Below are 22553 nucleotides of genomic sequence, written 5' to 3' on the forward strand. Positions count from 1 at the left end.
GAGCCGGGTGACGAAGTCGGCGAAACCTGGTGCACCCGAGCCGCTTACAGCGCGGCACGGGCGCACAGCGGGAACGGCCGCCTACCAGCCGCCGACGTGCACGATCCGGTCCAGATCCGTGCGGACGGCGGGTTTGAAGTCGGTGCCCTTCGTGTAGGCGACCGGGAGCAACGCACCCTGGGACACGGTCTCGTACGGGATTCCCAGAATATCGGCCGCTTCGCGCTCGTACCCCAGATGCAGGGTGGTCCACGCCGTGCCGAGCCCACGGGAACGGGCAGCCAGGCAGAAGCTCCACACCGCGGGGAACAGCGAGGACCAGTGGGATGCGCTCTGCGCACTGGGTGCCTCGTCCACCCGGCCCTCGATACAGGGCACCAGCAGAGTAGGTACCTCGCCCATCTTCTCCGCCAGATACGTCGCCGAACTCGCGATACGCTGCCGGGCAGCATCCGCGGCCGAGTCCGAGCCGGCCTGGTTCCCGGGGAAGTACTTCGAGGCCGCGTAGCGCTCGAATGCCTTCCGGTACAACTCCCCCAGCCCGCGTTTCTGCTCGGTGTCGGTGACCACGACCCAGTGCCAGCCCTGCCGATTGGAACCGCTCGGTGCCTGGACCGCCAGCTCGATACACTCCCGCACGACCTCGAGCGGGACCTCGCGCTCGAGGTCGAGTCGTTTGCGCACCGCCCGAGTGGTGGACAGCAGTTCGTCGGTCGACAGGTCCAGCTCTATCGGCACGATTGCCCTTTCGATCGGACCGGGCACTGCACCCGGTTCGGGTATTCGGATCCACCTCGAGGCTAATCGAGCAAGCCCTCGAGGAAGAGCCTCGCCCGGCTCCGCGCCGACACGGTCGTTATGCCGGATTTGCGATAGTTGATTACCGCAAGCAACTGATCTACTTTTAGTTAGCGAACGGAACTAATAACCGCTTGGAGTCATCGTGCCAGTCTCATCGGATACCACACAGAACCTCCTCGGCGAATTGTTCCTGATCAGCCGCGCCCTCCGGAGCACCCTGGCCCACTCCGACGCGGGCCAGCTCCTCCCCGGTGGGCTCGGCGTCCTGTCCACCCTCGAGACGGCGGGCCCCTGCCGACAGGTGGGCCTCGCGGCCGATCTCCACATCACGCCGTCGGCGATGAGCCGGCACATCACCGAGCTGGCCGCCGCCGGATACATCAGCCGCGAGGCCGATCCCAGCGACGGCCGCGCCAGCCTGGTCCAACTCACCCCCGAAGGCCAGGATCTACTGCACCGCGTACGGGCATTCCATACCCAGCACCTGCAGGAAACCCTCGGCGACTGGACCGAGGACGACGTGGAGCAGGCGTACCAGGTGGTACGCCGCCTCCGGAATTCCCTCAACTCCCGGGACCGCTGTGGCACGGCGGACGAGAACCCGCAGGTTTCGAAAGAGAGAGCCGATGTCTGACACCGAGGCGCCCGCCCCTCACGATCCGCTCGCCATGAGCCATCGCGAAATCCTCGAAGCGATGACCGGTCTGCTGGCGGCGCTGTTCACCGCACTGCTCAGCACGACCATCGTCGCCAATGCCCTACCCACGATCATCGGCGAACTGCACGCCTCGCAGACCGCCTATGCCTGGGTCATCACCACCGCACTGCTCACCAATGCAGCCTCGACGCCCATCTGGGGCAAACTGGCCGACCTGTTCAACAAGAAGACGCTGGTGCAGCTGGGCATCGTGATCTTCGTCGTCGGCTCGGTGATCGCCGGTTTCGCGCACAATGTCGAACTGCTCCTGGCGGCGCGCGCACTGCAGGGCGTCGGCATGGGCGGCCTGACGGCGCTGGTCGTCGCGATCATCGGCAGTATCATCCCGCCCCGGGAACGGGGCCGGTATTCCGGCTATATGGGTGCGGTCATGGCGGTCTCGATGACCGGTGGCCCGATCCTCGGCGGCGTCATCGTGGACAGTGCGCTGGGCTGGCGCTGGTGCTTCTTCATCTGCATCCCGCTGGCGGTGATCGCCCTGCTTCTCCTGCAGCGCACGCTCCGGCTGCCCACCACCCGCAAGAAGGGCGTGCGCATCGATTGGCTCGGCGCCACCCTGCTCACGGCGGGCGTGTCCGTCCTACTGATCTGGGTCTCGTTCGCCGGGAAATCCGGCTACTACGAGTGGTGGTCCACCGAATCGGCGCTCTATGTGGGCGGCGGCGTACTGCTGCTGGCGTTGACGGTCTTCGTCGAATCGCAGGTGAAGGATCCGGTCATCCCGCTCGCGATCATCACCGAACGCACCACAGCGCTGGCCATCATCGCTTCGATTGCAGTGGGCGTGGGCATGTTCGGCGCCACCACCTTCCTCGGGCAGTACCTGCAGACCGCCCGCGGCTACTCCCCGACCGCCGCCGGGCTGCTGTCGTCCCCGATGGTGGCCGGAATGCTCGTGGCCTCGGTGGTCTCGGGTCAGCTCATCACCCGGTTCGGCAAGTGGAAGAGCTTCGTGGTCGCCGGCGCTGCCCTGCTGGTGATCGGCTTCAGCCTGCTGTCCACCGTCGACCACGCCACCAACATCTGGCTGATCGGCTGCTTCATCACCGTGACCGGCGCGGGCGTCGGCATGATGATGCAGAACCTGGTCCTGGCGGTCCAGAACACGGTGAGCGTCCAGAACATCGGCGCCGCGTCCAGCAGTGTCGCCTTCTTCCGCACCTTCGGCGGCGCCATCGGCGTCTCCGTCCTGGGTTCGGTCCTGGCGACCCGCGTCACCGAACTGTCCACCGCACGATTCACCGAAGTCGGGATCCACACCACCTCGTCCGGCAGTGGCAATCTCGATCTCGAATCGCTACCCGCGCCGATCGCCGAGATCGTGCGGTTCGCCTACGGCGATGCCACCGGGCGGATCTTCCTGATCGCGGCGGTCACCACCGTCGTGGCGCTCATCGCGACCGCCCTGCTCCCGAACCGCCCGCTGCGGCGCACCATCGATATCGAGAAGCCCGTCGATCCCGCGACCGCCACCGATCCCGCGACCGCCACAGATATGGAGCCGCAGGACCGCGTGCCCGACGATCTCGCCGACCTGGAGAGCACCCCGGCGGCCCCGGAGCCTGTGGGCCGACATCACGCATCGGCGGCCGAGCACACCGATGACCCGCGGACCGAGCCGGCGCCGATTCCCGTCGGGGCACTCACCGCGCAGGCGCCCGCCGGGCAGAACGGTCACGGCGTGTACGGCACGGCGGTGACCGACCGGACCGCGCTGCCGGTGTCCGGATTCGCCGGAACAGGCGACGAGGAGGGGTCGTTCCGCGGCCGCATCACCCGCGAGGACCGACATCCCGTTCCGGGCGCGGCGCTGACGCTTATCGACCAGCGCGGGCACCAGGTCGCCCGGGCCGCCGGAGCCACCGACGGCGGCTACACGATCAGCGCGCCCGGGCCGGGCAGCTACGTGCTCATCGTCTCGGCGCCGGGGCACCGGCCGACCGCGGTCAATGTCGCGCCCACCGCACAAGCCCAGCGGATGGATCTGACGCTCTCGGGGCTGGGCGAGCTGTCGGGCACCGTCCGATCCGCCCGTGGGGGCGCGCCGCTGGCCGGCGCGACGGTCACGGTCACGGACCGGTACGGCGAGGTGGTCGCATCGGCCGCATCGGCCGAAGACGGTGCCTACCTGTGCCACGGCGTGGTCCCCGGGACCTACACCCTGGTGGCAGTGGCAGAGCATATGCGCCCGATCGCGACGGCACTGACCGTGCCGGACAGTGGACGGATGCGTCACGATATCGAGCTCGCCCCGATGGCCGTGCTGACCGGATCGGCCCGAGCGGACGGCGGCCGGGTCGTGGCCGATATCCAGATCACCGTCCTGGACGCCACCGGCGATGTCACCGCCACGGCACGTACCGATGAGGAAGGCCGCTACACCGTGCCCGATCTGCCGGAAGGGCAGTACACGGTCGTGGCCCGCGGCTATCCGCCGGTCACCGGGCAGATCAGCATTTCCGGTGAAGAGGTCGACTACGACGTCGAACTCGGATACGGAACCGGCGAAGAGGTGTAATCGAGCTGCGGCGGAGTGTCCGGAAACGAACTTCCCGCGGTAGCTTTCCCGGCATCGCAGCGCCGTCGAGCGCTGCCCGATGGGCGAGAAGAGAAACCGCGCCGGGCTTGTCGCCCTTCTCCGCCAAGCCCGGCGCGTGCCCTTCTCTCCCGGCCGGACGATCCGATGCGGGCCGGACACATCCGGGGCGATCCGGTGACACATATCGTTCGGTCCACGCTCCTTGTGGGCCGGCCGCGACCTCGGGGCGACCGCCGACGGGGCCTTCGGTGACCACACCGTGATCTCACCGCCGGAAATTAATGGTTTCTTGTCTGGTATCCGCCGGGCGACCGGCGAAAACTGAGGCTGCTGTGCGAATGATGTCCCTGGTTTCACCCGACCGAAGGATCTGAGATGCCAACCAGAATCACCAAGATCTTCGCCGCGACCGCGATCGCTCTGTCCTTGGGCGCCGTCGCGGCTCCTATCGCCTCGGCGACGGGACCGTCCGCCACCCCGATCGAGGGCTCGGTCGTGATCGGGATCTGCGTGCCGCTCGGCAGCGCCGAAGTCTGCATCTAGATCCGCGACCCCGGATCGCCTCCGACGGTCCTACCCGATACGAGAGTGCGCCCGGCCCGGCCGGGTGATCGACATGTTTGTACCGATCTCGAGCCAACCGGAAGAGCGCACGTTGCTCGTCGAGGAGCGTGCGCCGGGATGAGCAGGTCGCTGTGACGCGTGGCCTGCTCATCCGTTTCCGCGGCCCGGGGGCGCTCAGAACATCATCATCATAACCATCATCATCATCATGTAAGTGAAGAAATTTCCGAACATCTCGAACCCCCTTCCGTTGGATCGCCCGTCCGTGCACGACGCCGGCCGCCGGTGAGGCAACTTTGCCGTTGTTGAACGGTACGATATTCAACGGCTTGATGTATCGATGAGACACTTCCCTTCGCCGGGAACAGAAATCGCGTTCACACCCCGCCCCGGTGTCTTCGACGGTGGCGACAGCTAGTGCGGCGACGGGGTTTTCAGGTGTGCGTCGAAGAACGCGAAAACTCGGCCCCAGGCATCATCGGAGGCCGCTGCGGCGTAGCCGAGACCGGTCACCCGCAGCACGGGTTCGACCGGTAGGCGGTTGGCGAACCCATGAGTGACCCCGGAATAGGTCTTGACATCGTGTGCCACACCGAAATCGTCGAGCACCTGTTCCAGTCGGTGCGCGCGGCCGATATTGATCGGATCCAGCCGGCCGTAGCTGGCGACGATCGGGCAGCTGCCGCGCAACATGTCCGCGTAGTTACCGCGGCCCGTCGGATAGAACGGGGCGGCGGCGTCGAAACCGCGTGGCGCGGTCAGCAACGCGAAACCGCCCCCCATACAGAAACCGGCCACGGCGACGCGGCCGGTGCACGAAGAATCGTCGCGCACCCGCCGGAGCGCGCCGAGAATATCGCGCACCGTTCTTCCCTCACCGGTGAACAGCAGCTCGCGGAAAACTCCGGGCACACACCGGGGGCCGCGGGAGAACAGATCCGGTGCGATCACCAGATAACCGTTATCGGCCAGCATGCGGGCATTGCGGCGCAGATCGGCAGTCAGGCCGACCGCATCGTGGAGCAGCACCACCCCAGGCCACGGTCCGTCACCCCCTGGTGTCTCCCATACGGCGTCGATATCGCCGTCGGGCGCGGAAATCTCGATCATCGTCATCAGCGGCAACCTCTGTTCGATCCGGAACTCGCAGACAACAGCGAACGTGAGTCTAGTGCCGGATCCGGCACGACCACCTGTTCTGCCGCGGCCACCACTCGGCGGTCGATCGTTACCGCTCGCGGACACGACGCCACCGACTGCCACCAGGGGGCGGCAGCCGGCGACACGCTCGGTGGACGGCTCGGTCAGTCGTGGTCGACCGTGCCGATGACCTCGCCGGTCTTCGCGTCCACAGTCACCTCGTATTCCACGCCGGCCGAGGTTACGACCTCCACCTCCCACACGGGGATGCGGTGTTCGGTCTCGAATTCGGCGGAGACCGCACGACTGTCGGGCACCGCCGCCACGGCGGCATCCATGGCCTGCTGCCGATCGATTCCCGGATCGGCGACGAGTGACCACTCGGTGACCGGCTGATCCAGCGAGACGTTGCCGGTGTGTGGGGTGTGCCCGAGCGTGACAGTTGCGACGCTGACACCGGCGCCGGCTACCACGGCCGCGACCACGACGCCGATGAGAATCCAGCGCAGACCGGCGGCCGCGTGTCGAATGACGCTTGCCATGGTGAAACCTCCTGGGTGGGTGTTCGTCCCGAATATGGTGACCACTGTGGCAAGACGATGCTGAAGGTGACCTGAAGCCACCTGAAGAAGATTTCAGCAAGTATCTGACAGTCTGGTGGGATGCGTCTGCTGATCGTGGAGGATGAGAAACGCCTCGCCTCGGCCCTGGCCAAAGGCTTGTCCGCGGAAGGGTTCGCGGTCGATGTCGTACACGACGGCGCCGAGGGACTGCACCGGGCGACCAGCACCGACTACGACCTGATCATTCTCGACATCATGCTGCCCGGAATGAACGGCTACCGGGTATGTGCGAGCCTGCGCGCCGCCGGCCACGAAACCCCGGTTCTGATGCTCACCGCCAAGGACGGCGAATACGACGAGGCCGAAGGCCTGGACACCGGCGCCGACGACTACCTCAGCAAGCCGTTCTCGTATGTGGTTCTGGTGGCGCGGATTCGGGCCCTGCTGCGCCGGCGCACCCGTGGCGGCGTGCAGGTGTTGCGTATCGGCGATCTGGTCGTCGACCCCGCCACGCACAGCTGCCGACGCGGCGATCGAGACGTCTCGCTCACAGCCAAGGAGTTCGCAGTACTGGAGCAACTGGCCCTGCGCGCCGGCGAGGTCGTCTCCAAAGCCGATATCCTGCAGCATGTCTGGGACTTCGCGTACGACGGCGACCCGAATATCGTCGAGGTCTACATCAGTACGCTGCGGCGCAAGATCGATACGCCCTTCGGCTGCCGGACCATTCTGACAGTGCGCGGGGCGGGATATCGGCTGGCCGCCCGTGGCTGAACGAACGCGTAGCCGGAACATGTGGTGGAGCTCGGTCCGGGCACGCACCACGACCGCGGCCACTGTGGTGGTGGCCATCGCCCTGACCGCGACCGGGCTGATCGTGCTCGCGGCGTTGCGCGGCAACCTGGTCGACAGCGCGGATCTGCAGGCAGGACAGACCGTTCGCGATATCGCCGGCCAGGTGGAGGCGGGTACACCGCTGTCCCAACTGCGCCTGCCGGACCCCGAGGACGAACCGGTACAGGTCGTTTCGGCCGACGGGCAGATTCTCGCCGCCGATGACGAACTGCGGGGCCAGGGTCCGATGGCCGATTTCGGACCGGGCTCCACCGCGGGTGACGACTCCCCGGAGAAGGACGGGCAGGACACTGAGGACGACTCGGCCGACGCGACCGAAGAGGGCGAGAGCGACGATGCGGGCGAGAGCGACGATGCGGGCGAGAGCGACGAAGACGACGCGGACGAGGACGAACAGGACGGATCACCGGGTTCCGGAAATATCGCCGCAGGTCCCGGAACCGACCGGGCGATCGGTGCCGACAGGGCAGATACCGGCCGGACCGGTGAGACGCTGTCGACCACCGAACCTGTTTTCGGGCAGTCGCAGTTGACAGTGGGCGATACCGAGCCGAGCAGTTATCGGATCGCCGCCCTGGCGAGCACGACTACAGACGGCCGAGCGGTCACCGTTTACGCGGGTGCGTCGCTGGATACCGCCGACAGTGCGGTCGCCGATGCGCGGCGCGCCATGCTGATCGGCCTGCCGTTGCTGCTCGCCGTTGTCGCCGGGGTGACCTGGCTGGTGACACGGTGGGCGTTACGGCCGGTCGAGTCCATCCGGTCCGAACTCGCCGAGATCATGCACGGAGACCTGTCGCGACGGGTCCCCGAACCCGCCGCCCGCGATGAGATCGCCCGGTTGGCCGCCACCACCAACGACACCCTCGCCGCACTGGAGCAGTCCTCGGAACGGCAGCGCCGGTTCATCGCCGATGCCGCGCACGAACTGCGCAGCCCCATCGCCAGTTTGCGTACCCAGCTCGAGGTTTCGCAGGCGTATCCGGGTCTACTCGAGCTGGACGGGTTGCTGGGCGATACCGTCCGCCTGGAACATCTCGCGGCAGATCTGCTGCTGCTGGCCCGGCTCGACGCGGGCGAGCAACCGCGATCGGACCGGGTCGATCTCGAGACGCTGGTCCAGGAGGAGCTGATCCACCGGGTCGGCGACCGGATACCGGTCGCCTCCGAACTCCTCGGCGGACCGCTCGTGATCACCGGCAGCCGCACCCAGATGGCCCGGGTCCTGGGTAATCTCGTCGACAATGCGCAGCGGCACGCCACGAAGACGGTGCGAGTGACATTGGAACACCGTGGCGAACACGCTGTCCTCGCTGTCGCCGACGACGGCCCCGGCGTCCCCGAAACCGACCGGGAGCGGATCTTCCAGCGTTTCGTACGCCTCGACGATGCCCGTAGCCGGGACGAAGGCGGTGCGGGCCTCGGGCTGGCAATCGTTCGCGATGTGGTCGGGCGCCACGGTGGCTCGATCCGGGTCGAGCCCGCGGATTCCGGCGGCGCTCGATTCGTGGTGCGGCTTCCGCTCACGCCTCGATCGTCCGATCAGCATCGGCGATCATGATGCAGGAGGCGGCCGAGGAGGTAGTAGCAAATTTCCCGATACTGGTGATCGGTGCGGGACAGTCCGGGCTTTCGGCCGGCTATCACCTGCGCCGGCGTGGACTTGTCCCCGGGCGGGATTTCCTCATCGTCGACCATGCTCCGGGCCCCGGTGGCGCCTGGCAGTTCCGCTGGCCGTCGCTGACCCTGAGCACGGTGAACCGGGTCCACGACCTGCCCGGCATGGCCTTCACCGAGAACTCGCGGGCCACCGACCCGGGTTCGGCCGGCGTCGACGTCCCGGCAGCGACCGCGGTGCCCCGCTACTACCAGCGCTACGAAGAACATTTCGAGCTGGCGGTACGCAGGCCCGTGAGTGTTCGGGTGGTATGCGACCGGAGGGAACGCGACGGGCTGCTGCACGTCGAAACCGACCGGGCGGGGACCATCCTGGTACGCGGTCTGATCAATGGAACCGGGACCTGGGAACATCCCTTCGTCCCGTATTACCGTGGCGCCGAAACCTTCGCCGGCCGGCAACTGCACACCCGCGACTACCGCAGCCCGGACGAGTTCGCCGGGCAGCACGTGGTCGTGGTCGGGGGTGGGATCTCCGCGGTCCAGTTGCTCGACGAGATATCGCGCGTCACCTCCACCACCTGGGTGACGCGGTCCGAACCGGCGTTCCGGGACAACGCGTTCGATGCGGACGCGGGCCGGCGGGCGGTGGCGATCGTCGAGGACAGAGTGCGCCGGGGGCTCCCGCCGGGCTCGGTGGTCTCGGTGACCGGCCTCCCGCTCGACGAACGGCTCCGGGCGGCCCGTGACCGCGGCGTATTACAGCGCCGGCCGATGTTCGACCAGATCGAGCCCGAGGGCGTGCGGTGGGCCGACGGGAGCTTCCGGGCCGCGCAGGTGATCCTGTGGGCGACCGGATTCCGCAGCGCTCTGGATCACCTGGCCCCGCTGCGGCTGCGCGGACCGGGCGGCGGAATCGCCATGACCGGCGGGCTCGCCACCCAGGTGGCGGTGGATCCTCGAATCCATCTGATCGGCTACGGACCGTCTGCCAGTACGGTGGGCGCGAACCGGGCCGGTCGGGCGGCCGCGGCGGAACTCACCGGCTACCTGGGCCTGAACCGAACCGTCGAGCCGGGCGACTGATCCGGTGCGGCGAGGGCGGACGGTTCACCCTGTTCAGTTCAGTAGGTCGTCCAGAATCCGGCGGGCGGTCACGACCCGTGCATCGTCACCCAGTTGGCGCGCCGTGTTGGCGGCGCTGACGATCGCATCGATCTCGAAAGCCAGGGCCTCCACACTCCGCCCGGGCAGATCACCGGTTTCCTGAGCCTTGCGGATCTCCGCCGCCAGGAACTGCATCCAGTCCTCGTGATCCACGGCGACCGCGTCACGAACCGGACCCGGTCTACTGTCGAATTCGGCGAGTACTGCGGCGCGGAAACAGCCGCCCGGGAATACCGGGTCGGTGATATAGCCCAGCCAGCGTTCGACCAGGGTGCGCAGCCTGGGCAGACCTCGCGGTACCGCCAGTGCGGGCGTGATGATCTGCTCGACGAACACCTCACGCCCCGCCCGGATCGCCGCCAGCTGGAGCGCTTCCTTCGTTTTGAACAGTGTGGCGATTCCGCTCTTGCTGATGCCCAGATCAGTCGCCAGCCGGCCCAGGCTGACACCCGCGAGTCCGTCGACCGATGCCACATCTGCGGCGTGCCGGGCAATCGCGGCCCGCGATCGGGCGCCTTTCACCAGCCGTTGATCCGCACTCACCTCTGCCATACGGACCATTCTGACACTTCCCTCTTGTCAATACGAACGATCGGTCGTATTTTCTATACGAACGTTCGTGCGTTTTATTCCTCCAGCCTCAGGACTTCCATGACCGAAATACAAGTGCGGACCGGCGGCCCGCAATCCACCGGAAACGCCACCGGCGCACTCGTCGTCGCCGCCGGCGCGGCCTTTCTCGCTTTCCTCGACCTGTCGGTCGTCAATATCGCCTTCCCCTCCCTCATCCGCGACCACCCCGGCACCTCGACCACCACCCTGACCTGGGTGGTCAGCGGATACGCCGTTGCTTTCGCCGCGCTGCTCACTCCCGGCGGCCGGGTCGCCGACACAGTGGGACGGCGCACACTTTTCCTCGCCGCCCTGATCGGTTTCGCATTTACCTCGCTGCTGTGCGGGCTCGCACCGAACGCCGGCTGGCTCGTCGCCGGACGCGTGGCACAGGGTGCGACGGCCGCGCTGATGGTGCCTTCCGCCCTCGGCGCGTTGCTCAGCGTCACGCCGCGCGAACGGATCGGCGGCGCCATCGCGGCCTGGTCCGCGGCCGGTGGTCTCGCTGCGGTCGTAGGGCCGGCGGTCGGTGGTGCGCTGGTCGAAGCCTTCGGCTGGCGTTCGGTCTTCGTGATCAATGTGCCGATCGCACTTGCGCTGGCCGGTATGGCATTTCGCATATTGGTATCGGACACCGTGGGTACCCGGGGCGCCCTGCCGGACCCGGTCGGGACGATCATGATCACACTAGGATTGGCCGGGCTCGTCGCCGGAGTCACCGAGGGTCAGCGCTGGGGCTGGACCGCGCCCGGCACCCTCGCACTCCTCGGATTCGGCGCCGCTCTGACCCTCGCCGCCCTCCGCCGTTCGTTCCGCCATCCGAATCCAGCCCTCGCCGTCGATCTCTGGCGGAACCGGACGTTCGCGCTGGCCAATGCCGCCTCCTTCGCTTTCGGTGCCGCCATGTTCGCCTGGCTGCTGGCCGGTCCGATGTTCCTCGACACACTGTGGGGCTATTCGGTACTCGGCTCGGCCGCGGCGTTGAGCGTGGGCGCGGTGGCCTCCATGGTGACCGCGACACTCACCGGTCGCATCACGGCGCCGGGTACCCGGCGCTGGGCCGGGGTGCTCGGTGTCCTGATGTTCATCGCCACCCTCGTCTGGATGAGCACTGATGCGTTCGGCCCCACGCCGGCACTGTGGTCTGCATGGATACCGGCCGGGGTGCTGGGCGGCGGCGGTATCGGGATCGCGGTGACCGTCCTGGGCACCACCGCCGCGAGCGCGTTACCGCCGCACCGGTTCGCAGCGGGTACCGGCATGAACCTGACCGCCCGGCAATTGGGCGGCGCGCTCGGAATCGCCGCGCTCGCCGCGGTACTCGCGGCGCACCCCGAAGACCCCCGAGCCGGTTTCCACTTTCTGTTCCTGCTCTGCGCGGGCTTCGCCGCCGTCGCGGCCTGCCTGATCGCGGTCCCGTCCCGACAGGAGTCGATATGATCCACCGCCACCTCCACACCGAATCCGACGATCCGATGCTGATCACCTCGGACAATGCCCGTGCGCTACTGCACGGCGCGCCGTGGCGGCGCTACGCGGTGCTCGGCGATTCCATTGCGCAGGGGGTTGGCGACGCATCGGCGGGCTACCGCGATATCGGCTGGGCCGAACGCGTCGCCGAGGTGCTCACCGCGGTGAATCCCGGTATGGCCTACCTGAACACCGGCAGGATCGGCGCCACCTCCGATCAGATGCTCGACGAACAACTATCACGGGTACTGGATTTCCGGCCCGACCTCGTGCACGTGAGCTGCGGCGGAAACGATCTGTTCCATCCCGGCGGCGACCCGGATCGGTTGCGGGCCAATCTCGATACCGCGTTCTCCGCGCTCGCCGCCACCGGCGCCCAGTTGTGCGTATTCACGGTCGCCGATGTCTGGGAAACCGCCAGAATGGCGCCGATGCGGCCCATGCGCCCCCGGATGGCCGAACTCAACGAGATCGTCCGCGCGCAGGCCGCCCGACACGACGCGCTGCTGGTGGACCTCTGGGAGCATCCATTGCGGCTACGTCCGGACCTCATGAGCGCCGACCTCATCCATTTCACGACCAGTGGGCACGCGGTGGTCGCGACGGAGATGATCCGAGCTCTGGCCCAGCGGATCTCGGCAACCGCCCCGCAAGTCGGACCGGCGCGACTCTGAACAGGATCCACTTTGTCGGCGGAAGCGGTTAAGATCTGCGCCGGGCATGAGCGAGGAGGAGAAGGTACCGACGTGGGAAGCTTCGGCCGTAGGTCACGGGCGCGGTGGGGATCCGGGGCAGGGGTAACAATCCCCGCGATCACTGCGGGTCGGGGGGTCGACCCATAAGCTCACGCGAGCATTCACAGGTGGCTGTTCCACCGAGGTGAGCACCGCCGGCTCAATGGATTTCGTTGCCGCCCTGGCTCGGCCGCGATCTGCCGGACATCTACCCGCACCACTCCGCATCGGCGGTGCGTCATCGAGAAGTCGACTCTTCCCTGGCCGTCACCGGTCGCAGGAGAGACGGGTAGCGATGTCCGGGCAAATACCGGGCGAGGATCGCGATTCCGGCGGCGCTCACCTGTCCTCACCCCGGACAGATCCCACCACAGCGTGTTGGCCCGGAGTCGTCACATTCCCGGTATTCCTCCCGAACCGCGCACTGCCCGATCACTGTTCACCATCACGTATTTCCATGAAGGAGTTCCCATGTCCAGACGTTCGCCCGCGTTCCGGATCCCCGGTGTCATGGCAGGCCTCGTCGTGCTGAGCTGTGCCGTGCTGACCCTGTCCGGGTGTACCGGCGGGGAAGACTCGGCCCAGGGTTCCCCGGCTTCGCCGGCAGTCACGGTTCCCGGACAGAACGGCGCAGACGACGGCGGCGACGTCGACTTCGATGCCGCCATCGGCGACTGTGTCGCGCTGTCTGGGACGATGATGGACGCGGAGATCGACCACGCACCGTGCGGTTCGGCGAATTCGAACTACAAGGTGGTCGCCAAAGCACCTACCCAGGACGGCTGTGCCTCCGATGTCGACCAGACGTACTACGTGACGCTGGGCGGCGAGGAACAGGGCGCCCTGTGCCTCGATATCGACTGGATCGAGGGCCAGTGCATGACCGTTCCGTCGGGCAGCGACAGCCCCACCCACAGCCCGTGCACGCCGGGTAAGCCCGATACCGTTCACGTGCTGAAGATCCTGACCGGTACCACCGACGAATCCGGGTGCCCCGACGCGGCCACCAGCTACTACACCTACGACGAGAGGCAACTCGTCACCTGCGTCGCCGAGGTGTAGCGGCACGTCCGGTTACCGGCAGGCGTGGCCTCACCTCGGGGTGTGAGGCCACGCGCGCTCCGGGCTGCTCGGGCCCGGAAATTCGGCCCCGGGCCGATAACGGCGGCACTGTTTGCCGCTGACCAGCGGAGTTACACTGAATTCGGTACTCGAATACGCGCAATGTCCACGTATGGCGGGGGGATAGCCGCTACCAGGACTGCTGTGATGGATATCCGAACAGACGAGATAGCCGCCGGTATCTACCGATTCTCCACCTTCGTACCCGAGCTCGGCCCGACCGGTTTCACCTTCAATCAGTTCTTCGTCGACGCAGCGGAACCCTTGCTGTTCCATACCGGGATGCGGGCGCTGTTTCCCTCCGTTTCCGCCGCCGTAGCGCGGATCAGGCCCGTCGAGGACCTCCGCTGGATCACCTTCGGTCATGTGGAGGCCGACGAGAGCGGTGCGATGAATCTGTTCCTGAACGCGGCGCCACGCGCACAGGTGGCGCACGGTGTCGTGGGCTGTGAGGTCTCGCTGAACGATCTGGCCGATCGGCTCCCGTTGCAACTTGCCGACGGCGAGATCATCGATCTGGGTGACCGCCGCATCCAGCATCTCGACACCCCGCACGCACCGCACAACTGGGAGGCACGGGTCCTGTACGAGGAGGCCACCGGTGTGCTGTTCTGCGGCGATCTGATGACCCAACTCGGGAACGGTCCCGCGATGACCGGCGCCGATCTGGTCGGCCCGGCCGAGGTCGCCGAGGACGCCTTCCACGCGACATCGCTGGGACCGGCCGTTCCGGCGACGTTGCACCGGCTGGCCGAATTGCGGCCGACCACACTTGCCGTGATGCACGGCTCGAGTTTCACCGGCGACGGGGCCGCGGCCCTGCACGACCTCGCAACGGTCTACGAGAACCGGATGGCCGCCTGACGGCCCGTAGGGTTCGACAGGGTGTCACATACCCGGTGACCGAGCGAGGAGAAACTGGATGAGCGGACACGACCGGCCGGCTCGCACACCGAGCCGATGGGAGGAACTGACAGCGGCCGACCCCGCCCAATCCGACTGGTACGTGCAGCGGTTCCGAACATTGGCGGCCGAGGGACACGACATCTTCGGCGAGGCACGGCTGATCGATGCGATGCTGGGCCGGCGCGGTCGTGTACTCGATGCGGGCTGCGGGCCCGGACGGCTCGGCGGGCACCTGCACAACGCCGGTCATTCGGTCGTCGGCGTCGATATCGACCCGGTCCTGATCGCCGCCGCCGAAGCCGACTACCCCGGCCCGACCTGGCTGGTCGGTGATCTCGCCGAACTGGATCTGCCGGCCCGCGGCGTCGCCGCGGATTTCGATGTGATCGTCTGCGCCGGCAATGTGATGACATTCCTGGCGCCGCCCACCCGGCCGGCAGTGCTGGCCGGATTCGCACGCCATCTCGCACCGGAGGGCAGGGTTGTCACCGGGTTCGGCGCCGGCCGCGGCTACGATTTCGCGCAGTTCCGCGCCGACGCCGACGAACAGGGACTCACCGTGGATCTCCTGCTGTCCACCTGGGATCTGCGACCGTTCACGGAGGGCTCGGAATTCCTGGTCGCGGTGTTCTCACCCGCGCATGCCGATCGGTGACAGTCTGCTGAGCAGAACCGGATACCTCTTACACCGTCGCTCGCTGATCGCGCACGCCCTGCACACGGCCCGCGAATCACCCGACTTCCATACGCCGACCACACCGGCACTGATGCAGGGCGCCGACGAGGAAAGTACGGTTCCTCGAGGTCGGCGACCTGTCGGCCGCGCCCGACGATAGGTGGGGTGAGGTGGAAAGCTTCGGATTCGGAAGGCCGCTACCCACAGTGGATTCCGACCAAACGATAGGTCTGATGCAACATTTCTACTTCGATGCCGTACTCGGCAACGTGGCCCACACCCTTTTACGGGACCGGGCCCCATCTCTTCGAGACCAACGAGGACTGCCGGCATGTGTGACTGGGCAATGCCCATCTGGGACCGGATCATCCGAGCAGCCCGGCCGGCGGACAGGTGATCACCCCGACGGCAGCCCCGGCACCATCGAGATGCGTAACGAAATGGACGCCGCAGCCTATAGCGCAGATTGGTCGGCCGTCACCGATAGCTCGGTCGCCGCGATGCTCGGCGTGATTACCGAGCTGTGTGCCGCGCCCCCCGGCGTGGTCATGCCGGACTTGCGTTCTCACTACCTTCTGGAGTCGTCATGAGTTCACCCACGCTCGCGGTCGCGGTGCTCGGCGCCGGCCCTTTCGCCGACCGGATCGCAGACCGGATCCGGGCACGCGCAGACCTCGAGGTATCCACGCGGACGGAAGCTACGAAATCCCCGCCGACGGGGACGGCATGCGTCGTCTATGTACCGACGTTCGCCGAGATCGCCGCGGGCACACCCGGTGACGTTCTGCCCCGGCTGCTACGGGACGGCCACGACGTCATATCGACGGCACCGCTGGACGGGCTCGTACCACCGGTGGAGCTGCTGCAGGCCTGCCGGACCGGTTGTTCCACCTTCCACGCCACCGGAGCCTTCCAAGCCACCATCCCGGCGCGGCTGATCCGCTCGCTGACCGAGGTGACCCGGGGTATCCGGCGCGTGCAGCTGGTCGAGGAACTCGATTTCCCCGAGACCGGGGTATATCCGTGGGGCACCCGGCACGATATCGGTATCGGAACCACCGGGCCCGAAACCGCCACCGCCGGCGCCGCCGCAGTCGACGGCTACTACGCGGCGGGATTACGGGTCCTCGACGACGCGGTGTTCCACAGTGCGGCGGGTACGGCCGCGACGCCGAGCCGCACGGTCGCAGTGGTCACCAACGGTTCCGGAACGGTCCAGAAGGTCATCGTCGACCGTGACCTCGGGCCCGGGTTGAGCTACCGATCGATCTGGACCACCGCCACCGCGGACCGGGCGCCACTGCGATATCAGCTCGTCACGACCACCGACACCGCGAAGGGTACGGCCAACGTCCGGTTCCGGTTCACCGACGGACTCCATCCCGCCGACCACCTGACCTGTGCGAACGTGATCGAAGCGGTGCGCCCCGTGCACGAGCACGGTCCCGGGATAGCGCATCGGGATCTGTCGATCACCCGCGTGGCGGCCGATACACAGCTCACCACCTGATCCGGATCGGGCGGACGCCGAAGGCTGGCGCGCACCCGCGGCGCCGCCACGGCGGCCGCGCATCGGCCGCTGTCCGGCACCATTGCGGGCGACCGAACCGAACATCACGCCGGTGGCAGACTGCTTTCGGCTCGCCACGCCGTGGCCCCGGGCGTCGAAACCCGGATGGCCGCAGGTCTCGAAATCATCTATTCCGGTAGCCGAACCCAGCCCCGCGATCCACGAGTGCAATGCTGGAACAGCAGCACGAATGATCACCCGGTCCCCGCGGCCGATCGATACCCCTTGGCGACCTCGGACCGCCGCAGTGGACAGCATCCGCGATTCAGTGCACATCGGACTCTCTGAACCCCGCACTGCCCACGGCAGGCGGTGAAAGGTGAGCAACATGAAGCTGACAGTCATCGGCGGCACCGGCCGGATCGGTTCGCAGGTTGTCGCGAAACTGAGAGCGGCCGGTCACGACCCGGTACCCGCCGCACCCTCCACCGGCGTCGACCTGATCACCGGAGAGGGCATCGACGAGGCGGTAGAGGGTGCCGACGTAGTGGTGAACCTGGCCAACTCGCCCACTTTCGACGAGGCCTCGCTGGACTTCTTCCGTACCTCCATGGACAACCTGATCGCCGCCGGTGACCGGGCCGGAGTGAAACACCAGGTGGTGCTCTCGATCGTCGGGGTGGACAAGGTGCCGCAGCTGGACTACTACCGCGCCAAAACACTGCAGGAGGAGTTGCTCCGTCAGGGCCCCACGCCGTATTCCATCGTCCGCGCCACCCAGTTCTTCGAGTTCATGGACGCGGTGATGTCCTGGTCATCCGATGACTCCACAGTCCGGCTGCCCGCGACCCGCCTGCAGCCGATGGCGGCCGCGGATGTCGTGGACGCGGTGGTCGGTGTTGCGGTGGGCGCCCCACTGCAGGGGGTCCGCAATGTCGCCGGTCCCGATGTCCTCCCGCTGGACGAGATCGGCCGGATGACCCTGATAGCCCGGCACGACGACCGGGTCGTGGTCACCGACGAGACCGCCGGGATGTTCGCGGCGATCACCGGTGACGAACTCCTCGCAGGGCCGGAGGCACACCTCGCCCCCACCCACTACCGAGACCGGCTCGAGACGACTCGCTGACCGGGTCCTGCCGGCCGGGGCATCCGCGCCGGGAAAGCGATATTCGAGCACGGGCCCGGCCGGCCCACGAGTCGCGGCCGGGCCCGGCCGCGACTACCACGTGTCCGGCCGACCGCGAAAGTCCCCGGGCTCTTCCGGTGCCCACGCATGGATCCCCGCTTCCTGAAGCCGCTTTCAGGCCGCTTCAGGCTCCCTTCAGCACCTGCTTGTGACAGTGGCGGAGGTAGCTGATGACGGAGAAAGGGGATTACAGATCATGAACCCGACGGTCCGTATCGATGGAGACCCCTATCAGGTGGTGGGGAGGACTCGCTTGGCAGCGGTTTCGCGGGCGAGCTATGGGAAATACCGGTTCGTCCTGCGGCGGCTGACGGACGGATCGCTGTGGACCGCGTTCGACAACCGGGTCACGCCCGCCTCGGAACTGGTGCCGCACCGCCCCGGCGCGTGAACCAATCACCGATCGGGGAACTGCCGCCTAGAAGTTATGGACCAGTTATGGATCAGTTATCGAGCGGACAGAAAAGCCGGGACGCGCAGGCCCACAATTCGAGTCACCGCCGTTTCACGACAGGTGATTCGACACGATCCACAGTGGGCATTCTCCAAGAGTCCGGGGACAGCGGCTATTCCAGCCTTCGGATTCACCTCGGAGCACCCCCGGGGGGCGGCACCCGTTCCGCAACATAGACAATGCAATGTTGCGGATCCGAAAACACGGCGTACTCAATGTGATTGAAACCACAGAGTTTTAAGCAAATGATCAGCACACCGTGGCGAGGTACTCGTCGTACTGTCTAGCCCGACAATGAAACTCCGGGTTTCCCGGCCGAACGTTGGATGGACATGCTTCACCTCGAACACTTCGCGTTCGGCTGGTTAACGCCCGCCCTCGCCTACTTCCTCTCGGCCACCGGTTGCGCCATCGGATTACAGTGCACCAAACAGGCACGCTATGGCCGGCGCCGAGCGGTCTGGCTGATCCTGGGTGCCGTCACCGTGGGCGGTACCGGCATCTGGGTCATGCATTTCGTTGCGATGCTGGGTTTTTCCATCGACGGCGCACAGATCCGCTTCGACGTGCCGCTCACCCTGCTGAGCGCTGCCATCGCAATCGGTGTGGTCGGCATCGGGCTTTTTCTGGTGACCGCGCCGGGCTCCGGAATTCCCGCACTGCTGACCGGTGGCGCGATCACCGGGCTGGGCATCGGCGCGATGCACTTCACCGGCATGTACGCGATGCGCACGGACGCCCATATCGAGTACGACCCCGCCCGCGTGGCCCTCTCGCTGGTGATCGCCACCGTCGCGGCCACCGCCACACTCTGGTTCAGCATGCGATCCTGGGGGCTGCTTTCCACCCTGGGCGCGGCGTTGATCATGGCCGCCGCGGTGGCCACGATGCACTACACCGGAATGTCGGCCATGCACGCACATTCCGTTCCCGACGCCGCGCCTCCCACAGGAGCCGAGCCGCTACAGGTGCTGGGTCCGCTACTGGGCGGCATCAGCGTCGTCACAGTGGTCCTGCTGATCGGCGTGAGCATGGCGCTGACGAATCCGCACGCACCCACCACCCCGGCCGTTCCGAGCACTCCGGAGCGGGAACGGCGACCGGCACGCTGATCACGCTTCGCCGGGCATGGATATCGCCGCGTTCGACGACGCCGCCGATGGTGAGGGTTCCCGCGTACAGTCCCTCGCCGGTGAGCGCCGCGTGCAGGGTGATCGCGTAGTTGCGTAGCGCGGCGGACGCCAGAGCGAGCTGACCCAGAGCGGGCATCGGGCGCACGCTGGAGGTCCCGCCGGCGAACAACCGCCCGCCACGCCCCCGGGCGCGCATAGCGGGCAGCACGGCCGCCACGACGTCCACCGCGGGCAGTACCCAGGAGAACGCCGCTTCGACGGACGCCGAGTCCACATCGGCGATGGGTGTCGGCGGGCGACTGGAACCGGTTCCGTAGTAGACGAGTTCGATCTCCGCGGTATCGATCTCCGCGAGCACCGCCCGCAACGCGTTCCGGTCGGTGACGTCGACGGCGTAGGTCGTCGCTTCGATACCCTGTCCGGCGAGTTCCCGAAGCCGGGGTACTGCGTCGGGCGGTCACCGACGACGATGTCGTACATCTGATCTGGGGGCTGTCGCTCCTGGGCGACGCCGCGGGCCCGGAACCGGCGAACCGCCGCCTGATCTCGGCGCTGGACGGCCTGCGCACCGAGCGTGGCTGAATCCGGCCGAACGCGTTTGCCCGCGATAGGAACGGCCACGGCGGTGCCGGTGATCCGCGAGGTCACCCGCACCGCCGTGGCCGTCAGCGGTCGTCAGGGAACGAGGTCAGTAATAGTGACGCCGACCGGCGACCGGGCGGCCCACCGAACCGGCGATGGCCAGGACCGCACCGACGACGAGCAGCACGAGACCGATGGTGGTGAGAACGCCGATACCGAGCAGGTAACCGACGATGAGCAGGACGAGTCCGAGAACGATCATGACACTGACTTTCTGATTCGGGATTGGACGTCCGGGGAGTACCCCGGAATTACTTTGCCGCTGCCGCACCTTTGTCCGGCTTACGCAGCAACTTGCTGATAGACCAGGCCCGAGCATCCGACCCGGCGGATGCCGGCGCGGTCTTCTTCGCCGGATCCTCGGCCTTGGCGAGATCTCGCTGAACCGCGGCGATCTCCTTGCGCGACTCCCGGAGTTCACGCCGCGTGGCCACACCCCTGCGGGTGGACCGCCACACGCCGGCCGAGACTAGACCTACGCCCAGCCCACCGACCACACCGACGGTGATACCGATGAGGAATAATTCACCGGTGGTTCCGGCGAAGTGATAGTCGAAGACGGAGAAGTCACTGGTCAGCCGATTGACATCACTGGTATTGGCCGCGACGCCGGCAACGCCGGCGGCAACCGCCGCAACGGCGATCACGAGCCCAAGAACAACGATCATGGCAATTCCCGTGGGGTAGAGGGACACTGTGCTCCCGCTATTCCCGGTCGTTGCGATATCAAACGCTGCGAAGCCGATGTCCGCCACGCGGATTCACCGGACGGCCGGTACCGACCCGGCCCGAATCGAGCTCAGGCGAACAGGTCGCGCACGAACGGCACCGAATCGGGAAGCGAATCGTTGACCGCTCCGTCGTGATCGGTGGGGTACACCTTCAATGTCACCGGCTGGCGGTTCGCCGTCAGCACCCCCGCGAACCGCAACGTCTCCGGCGTGATCACATCGGTATCGCGCAACCCCTGCCCGAGGAACAGCGGTTCGGCGTAGCCGGTTTCCGGCAGACCCAGGTAACGCTCGAGCAGCCCGTGCAGGTCCGGGATATCCGACAACGGACGAGTGAAGAGGCCACCGATCACCACACCACCTGCCACCAGTTCGTCGCCGAGCGGCGACAGGCATTCGGTGCGTGCGCGTTCCAGCCAGTACCGGCCGGAATCGGTCAGCAGGGATTCGATGTTCAGTTCGGGATAGGTGGTGCGCAGACCGTTGAGCAGGTACAGGGCGTACCCCGTTGTGTGCGCGCCCAGTTTCACCGGCGGCACACCCGGTCCCATCAGAGCGAGGATGTTCTCGATGTATGCGGGGACACCGGTGGCGACGGCGCCCCGGTAGTCGAGGTCGGGCCCGCCGAACTCGGTGGCGTACCGGGCGGTGGTCACCGCCGCTCCCCCACCCTGTGACTGCCCGACCACGACCCATTTGTTCGACAGCGCCGGGTAGTGCCCGGACGCGGCACGCACCGCGTCGACGACGTTGTGCGCCTCCACTACTCCGTTGAGGTACGGATGCTCGCCGGGTGTCCCCAGCCCGGCATAGTCGGCGGCGACGATGGCGTAGCCCTGCGCCAGCCATTTCCCCAGGTACGCCCAGTCCCGTTCGACGGCCCCCGGGCCGGCCACACTGTAGGCGCAGGAATCGCCGAGCCCGACCGTGCCGTGCGCCCAGGCGATGATCGGCCAGCCGTCGGCCGGGGGCACGCCGGGCGGGAAGTACACGGCCGCACTGGCGACGGTGGGCCGGCCGCCCACCGTGGTGCTCGTGTAGAGCATCCGCTCCGAGGCGGCCGACCCCGGCAGTACGGCCGGGGCGGCTACTGGTTCCACGGATTCGACGACGCCGGGCCCCGGGTCCGCGACCGCGTGTCCGCCGGGCAGCCCGGAGATCGCCGCCGCCGCGAACAGCGCGGTGGCCGCGGCGCTATGTAGTCTCCCCATGGTGTTCCTCTCGCCGGCTGGGACACCGGCACGACCCCGGCGCTGCGCAGACAGTCTTACAGTCGGACGGGCGACCGGCCACCCGGCATACCGATCGACCACTGGAAAACGGGGAGGTACGGCGATGCGGATATCAGGGCGGCCGGGCGGAAAACCTCGGAGCACGGTGCTGATACGCGATGCTGATACACGGTGCGGT

23 protein-coding genes are annotated in these 22553 nt (G+C 67.2%); 15 read left to right on the plus strand and 8 right to left on the minus strand.

Going from position 1 to position 22553, the window contains the following annotated elements; genetic code table 11:
- Positions 1-81: 81 nt before the first annotated feature.
- Complete coding sequence (locus tag OG405_RS11900; protein ID WP_327152308.1) at positions 82-732, minus strand: nitroreductase family protein; 651 nt, start codon at positions 730-732, stop codon at positions 82-84.
- A 211-nt stretch (positions 733-943) separates the two neighbouring features.
- Here OG405_RS11900 and OG405_RS11905 point away from each other — a divergent pair, with 211 nt between their 5' ends.
- From OG405_RS11905 to OG405_RS11915, 3 genes are all read left to right on the plus strand, one after another.
- Positions 944-1435 carry a MarR family winged helix-turn-helix transcriptional regulator gene (locus OG405_RS11905; protein ID WP_327151689.1) on the plus strand — a complete coding sequence of 164 codons (492 nt, stop codon included), beginning with the start codon at positions 944-946 and terminating at the stop codon, positions 1433-1435.
- Positions 1428-4037, plus strand: coding sequence for an MFS transporter (locus tag OG405_RS11910; RefSeq protein WP_327151690.1), 2610 nt, complete (start codon positions 1428-1430; stop codon positions 4035-4037). The genes OG405_RS11905 and OG405_RS11910 overlap by 8 nt, the downstream gene beginning before the upstream one ends.
- Positions 4038-4433: 396 nt before the next feature.
- The gene (locus OG405_RS11915) at positions 4434-4601 is read left to right on the plus strand and encodes a hypothetical protein (protein WP_327151691.1); all 168 of its coding nucleotides are present in this window, start codon (positions 4434-4436) and stop codon (positions 4599-4601) included.
- 435 nt (positions 4602-5036) lie between these two features.
- On the opposite strand, the gene OG405_RS11920 is transcribed toward OG405_RS11915, so the two are convergent.
- Both OG405_RS11920 and OG405_RS11925 read right to left on the minus strand, forming a co-directional pair.
- Positions 5037-5738, minus strand: coding sequence for a dienelactone hydrolase family protein (locus tag OG405_RS11920; protein ID WP_327151692.1), 702 nt, complete (start codon positions 5736-5738; stop codon positions 5037-5039).
- Positions 5739-5926: 188 nt separating this feature from the next.
- A complete protein-coding gene (locus OG405_RS11925) occupies positions 5927-6304 on the minus strand; it encodes a PepSY domain-containing protein (RefSeq protein ID WP_327151693.1) in 378 nt (125 codons plus the stop codon).
- Between the two features lie 120 nt (positions 6305-6424).
- Between OG405_RS11925 and OG405_RS11930 the strand changes: the two genes are divergently transcribed.
- The 3 genes from OG405_RS11930 to OG405_RS11940 are packed head-to-tail and all read left to right on the plus strand — an operon-like array spanning position 6425 to position 9883.
- Positions 6425-7099: a response regulator transcription factor gene (locus OG405_RS11930; protein ID WP_327151694.1), complete on the plus strand. Its 675-nt coding sequence runs from the start codon at positions 6425-6427 to the stop codon at positions 7097-7099.
- The gene (locus tag OG405_RS11935; protein WP_327151695.1) at positions 7092-8741 is read left to right on the plus strand and encodes an ATP-binding protein; all 1650 of its coding nucleotides are present in this window, start codon (positions 7092-7094) and stop codon (positions 8739-8741) included. The genes OG405_RS11930 and OG405_RS11935 overlap by 8 nt, the downstream gene beginning before the upstream one ends.
- Positions 8738-9883, plus strand: a complete 1146-nt coding sequence (locus OG405_RS11940; RefSeq protein ID WP_327151696.1) for an NAD(P)-binding domain-containing protein — start codon at positions 8738-8740, stop codon at positions 9881-9883. Before OG405_RS11935 ends, OG405_RS11940 begins: the two co-directional genes overlap by 4 nt.
- Positions 9884-9916: 33 nt before the next feature.
- On the opposite strand, the gene OG405_RS11945 is transcribed toward OG405_RS11940, so the two are convergent.
- Positions 9917-10525 (minus strand): TetR/AcrR family transcriptional regulator, encoded by a 609-nt coding sequence (locus tag OG405_RS11945; RefSeq protein WP_442790698.1) that lies wholly within the window; start codon positions 10523-10525, stop codon positions 9917-9919.
- 90 nt (positions 10526-10615) lie between these two features.
- Here OG405_RS11945 and OG405_RS11950 point away from each other — a divergent pair, with 90 nt between their 5' ends.
- From OG405_RS11950 to OG405_RS11990, 9 genes are all read left to right on the plus strand, one after another.
- On the plus strand, positions 10616-12016 hold the full coding sequence (locus OG405_RS11950) for an MFS transporter (protein ID WP_327151698.1): 1401 nt from the start codon (positions 10616-10618) through the stop codon (positions 12014-12016).
- The gene (locus tag OG405_RS11955; protein WP_327151699.1) at positions 12013-12720 is read left to right on the plus strand and encodes an SGNH/GDSL hydrolase family protein; all 708 of its coding nucleotides are present in this window, start codon (positions 12013-12015) and stop codon (positions 12718-12720) included. The genes OG405_RS11950 and OG405_RS11955 overlap by 4 nt, the downstream gene beginning before the upstream one ends.
- 531 nt (positions 12721-13251) lie before the next feature.
- Positions 13252-13842, plus strand: coding sequence for an LppU family putative lipoprotein (gene lppU, locus OG405_RS11960; RefSeq protein ID WP_327151700.1), 591 nt, complete (start codon positions 13252-13254; stop codon positions 13840-13842).
- 207 nt (positions 13843-14049) lie between these two features.
- A complete protein-coding gene (locus OG405_RS11965; RefSeq protein ID WP_327151701.1) occupies positions 14050-14766 on the plus strand; it encodes an MBL fold metallo-hydrolase in 717 nt (238 codons plus the stop codon).
- 58 nt (positions 14767-14824) lie between these two features.
- A complete protein-coding gene (locus OG405_RS11970; RefSeq protein WP_327151702.1) occupies positions 14825-15463 on the plus strand; it encodes a class I SAM-dependent methyltransferase in 639 nt (212 codons plus the stop codon).
- A 607-nt stretch (positions 15464-16070) separates the two neighbouring features.
- A complete protein-coding gene (locus OG405_RS11975; protein ID WP_327151703.1) occupies positions 16071-16994 on the plus strand; it encodes a hypothetical protein in 924 nt (307 codons plus the stop codon).
- A 388-nt stretch (positions 16995-17382) separates the two neighbouring features.
- Positions 17383-18123, plus strand: a complete 741-nt coding sequence (locus OG405_RS11980; protein ID WP_327151704.1) for an SDR family oxidoreductase — start codon at positions 17383-17385, stop codon at positions 18121-18123.
- Between the two features lie 256 nt (positions 18124-18379).
- Positions 18380-18574, plus strand: a complete 195-nt coding sequence (locus OG405_RS11985) for a hypothetical protein (RefSeq protein WP_327151705.1) — start codon at positions 18380-18382, stop codon at positions 18572-18574.
- A 395-nt stretch (positions 18575-18969) separates the two neighbouring features.
- A complete protein-coding gene (locus OG405_RS11990; protein ID WP_327151706.1) occupies positions 18970-19749 on the plus strand; it encodes an MHYT domain-containing protein in 780 nt (259 codons plus the stop codon).
- Here OG405_RS11990 and OG405_RS11995 read toward each other — a convergent pair.
- From OG405_RS11995 to OG405_RS12010, 4 genes are all read right to left on the minus strand, one after another.
- Positions 19640-20137 carry a hypothetical protein gene (locus OG405_RS11995; RefSeq protein WP_327151707.1) on the minus strand — a complete coding sequence of 166 codons (498 nt, stop codon included), beginning with the start codon at positions 20135-20137 and terminating at the stop codon, positions 19640-19642. The genes OG405_RS11990 and OG405_RS11995 overlap by 110 nt on opposite strands.
- 321 nt (positions 20138-20458) lie before the next feature.
- Positions 20459-20614 carry a DUF6131 family protein gene (locus tag OG405_RS12000; protein WP_189094088.1) on the minus strand — a complete coding sequence of 52 codons (156 nt, stop codon included), beginning with the start codon at positions 20612-20614 and terminating at the stop codon, positions 20459-20461.
- Positions 20615-20663: 49 nt separating this feature from the next.
- Positions 20664-21167, minus strand: a complete 504-nt coding sequence (locus tag OG405_RS12005) for a hypothetical protein (protein WP_327151708.1) — start codon at positions 21165-21167, stop codon at positions 20664-20666.
- Between the two features lie 44 nt (positions 21168-21211).
- Entirely contained in the window at positions 21212-22354 is a 1143-nt protein-coding gene (locus tag OG405_RS12010; RefSeq protein ID WP_327151709.1) for a lipase family protein, read from the minus strand.
- Between the last annotated feature and the right edge of the window lie 199 nt (positions 22355-22553).

This window comes from Nocardia sp. NBC_01329 (assembly GCF_035956715.1).
Classification (GTDB): domain Bacteria; phylum Actinomycetota; class Actinomycetes; order Mycobacteriales; family Mycobacteriaceae; genus Nocardia.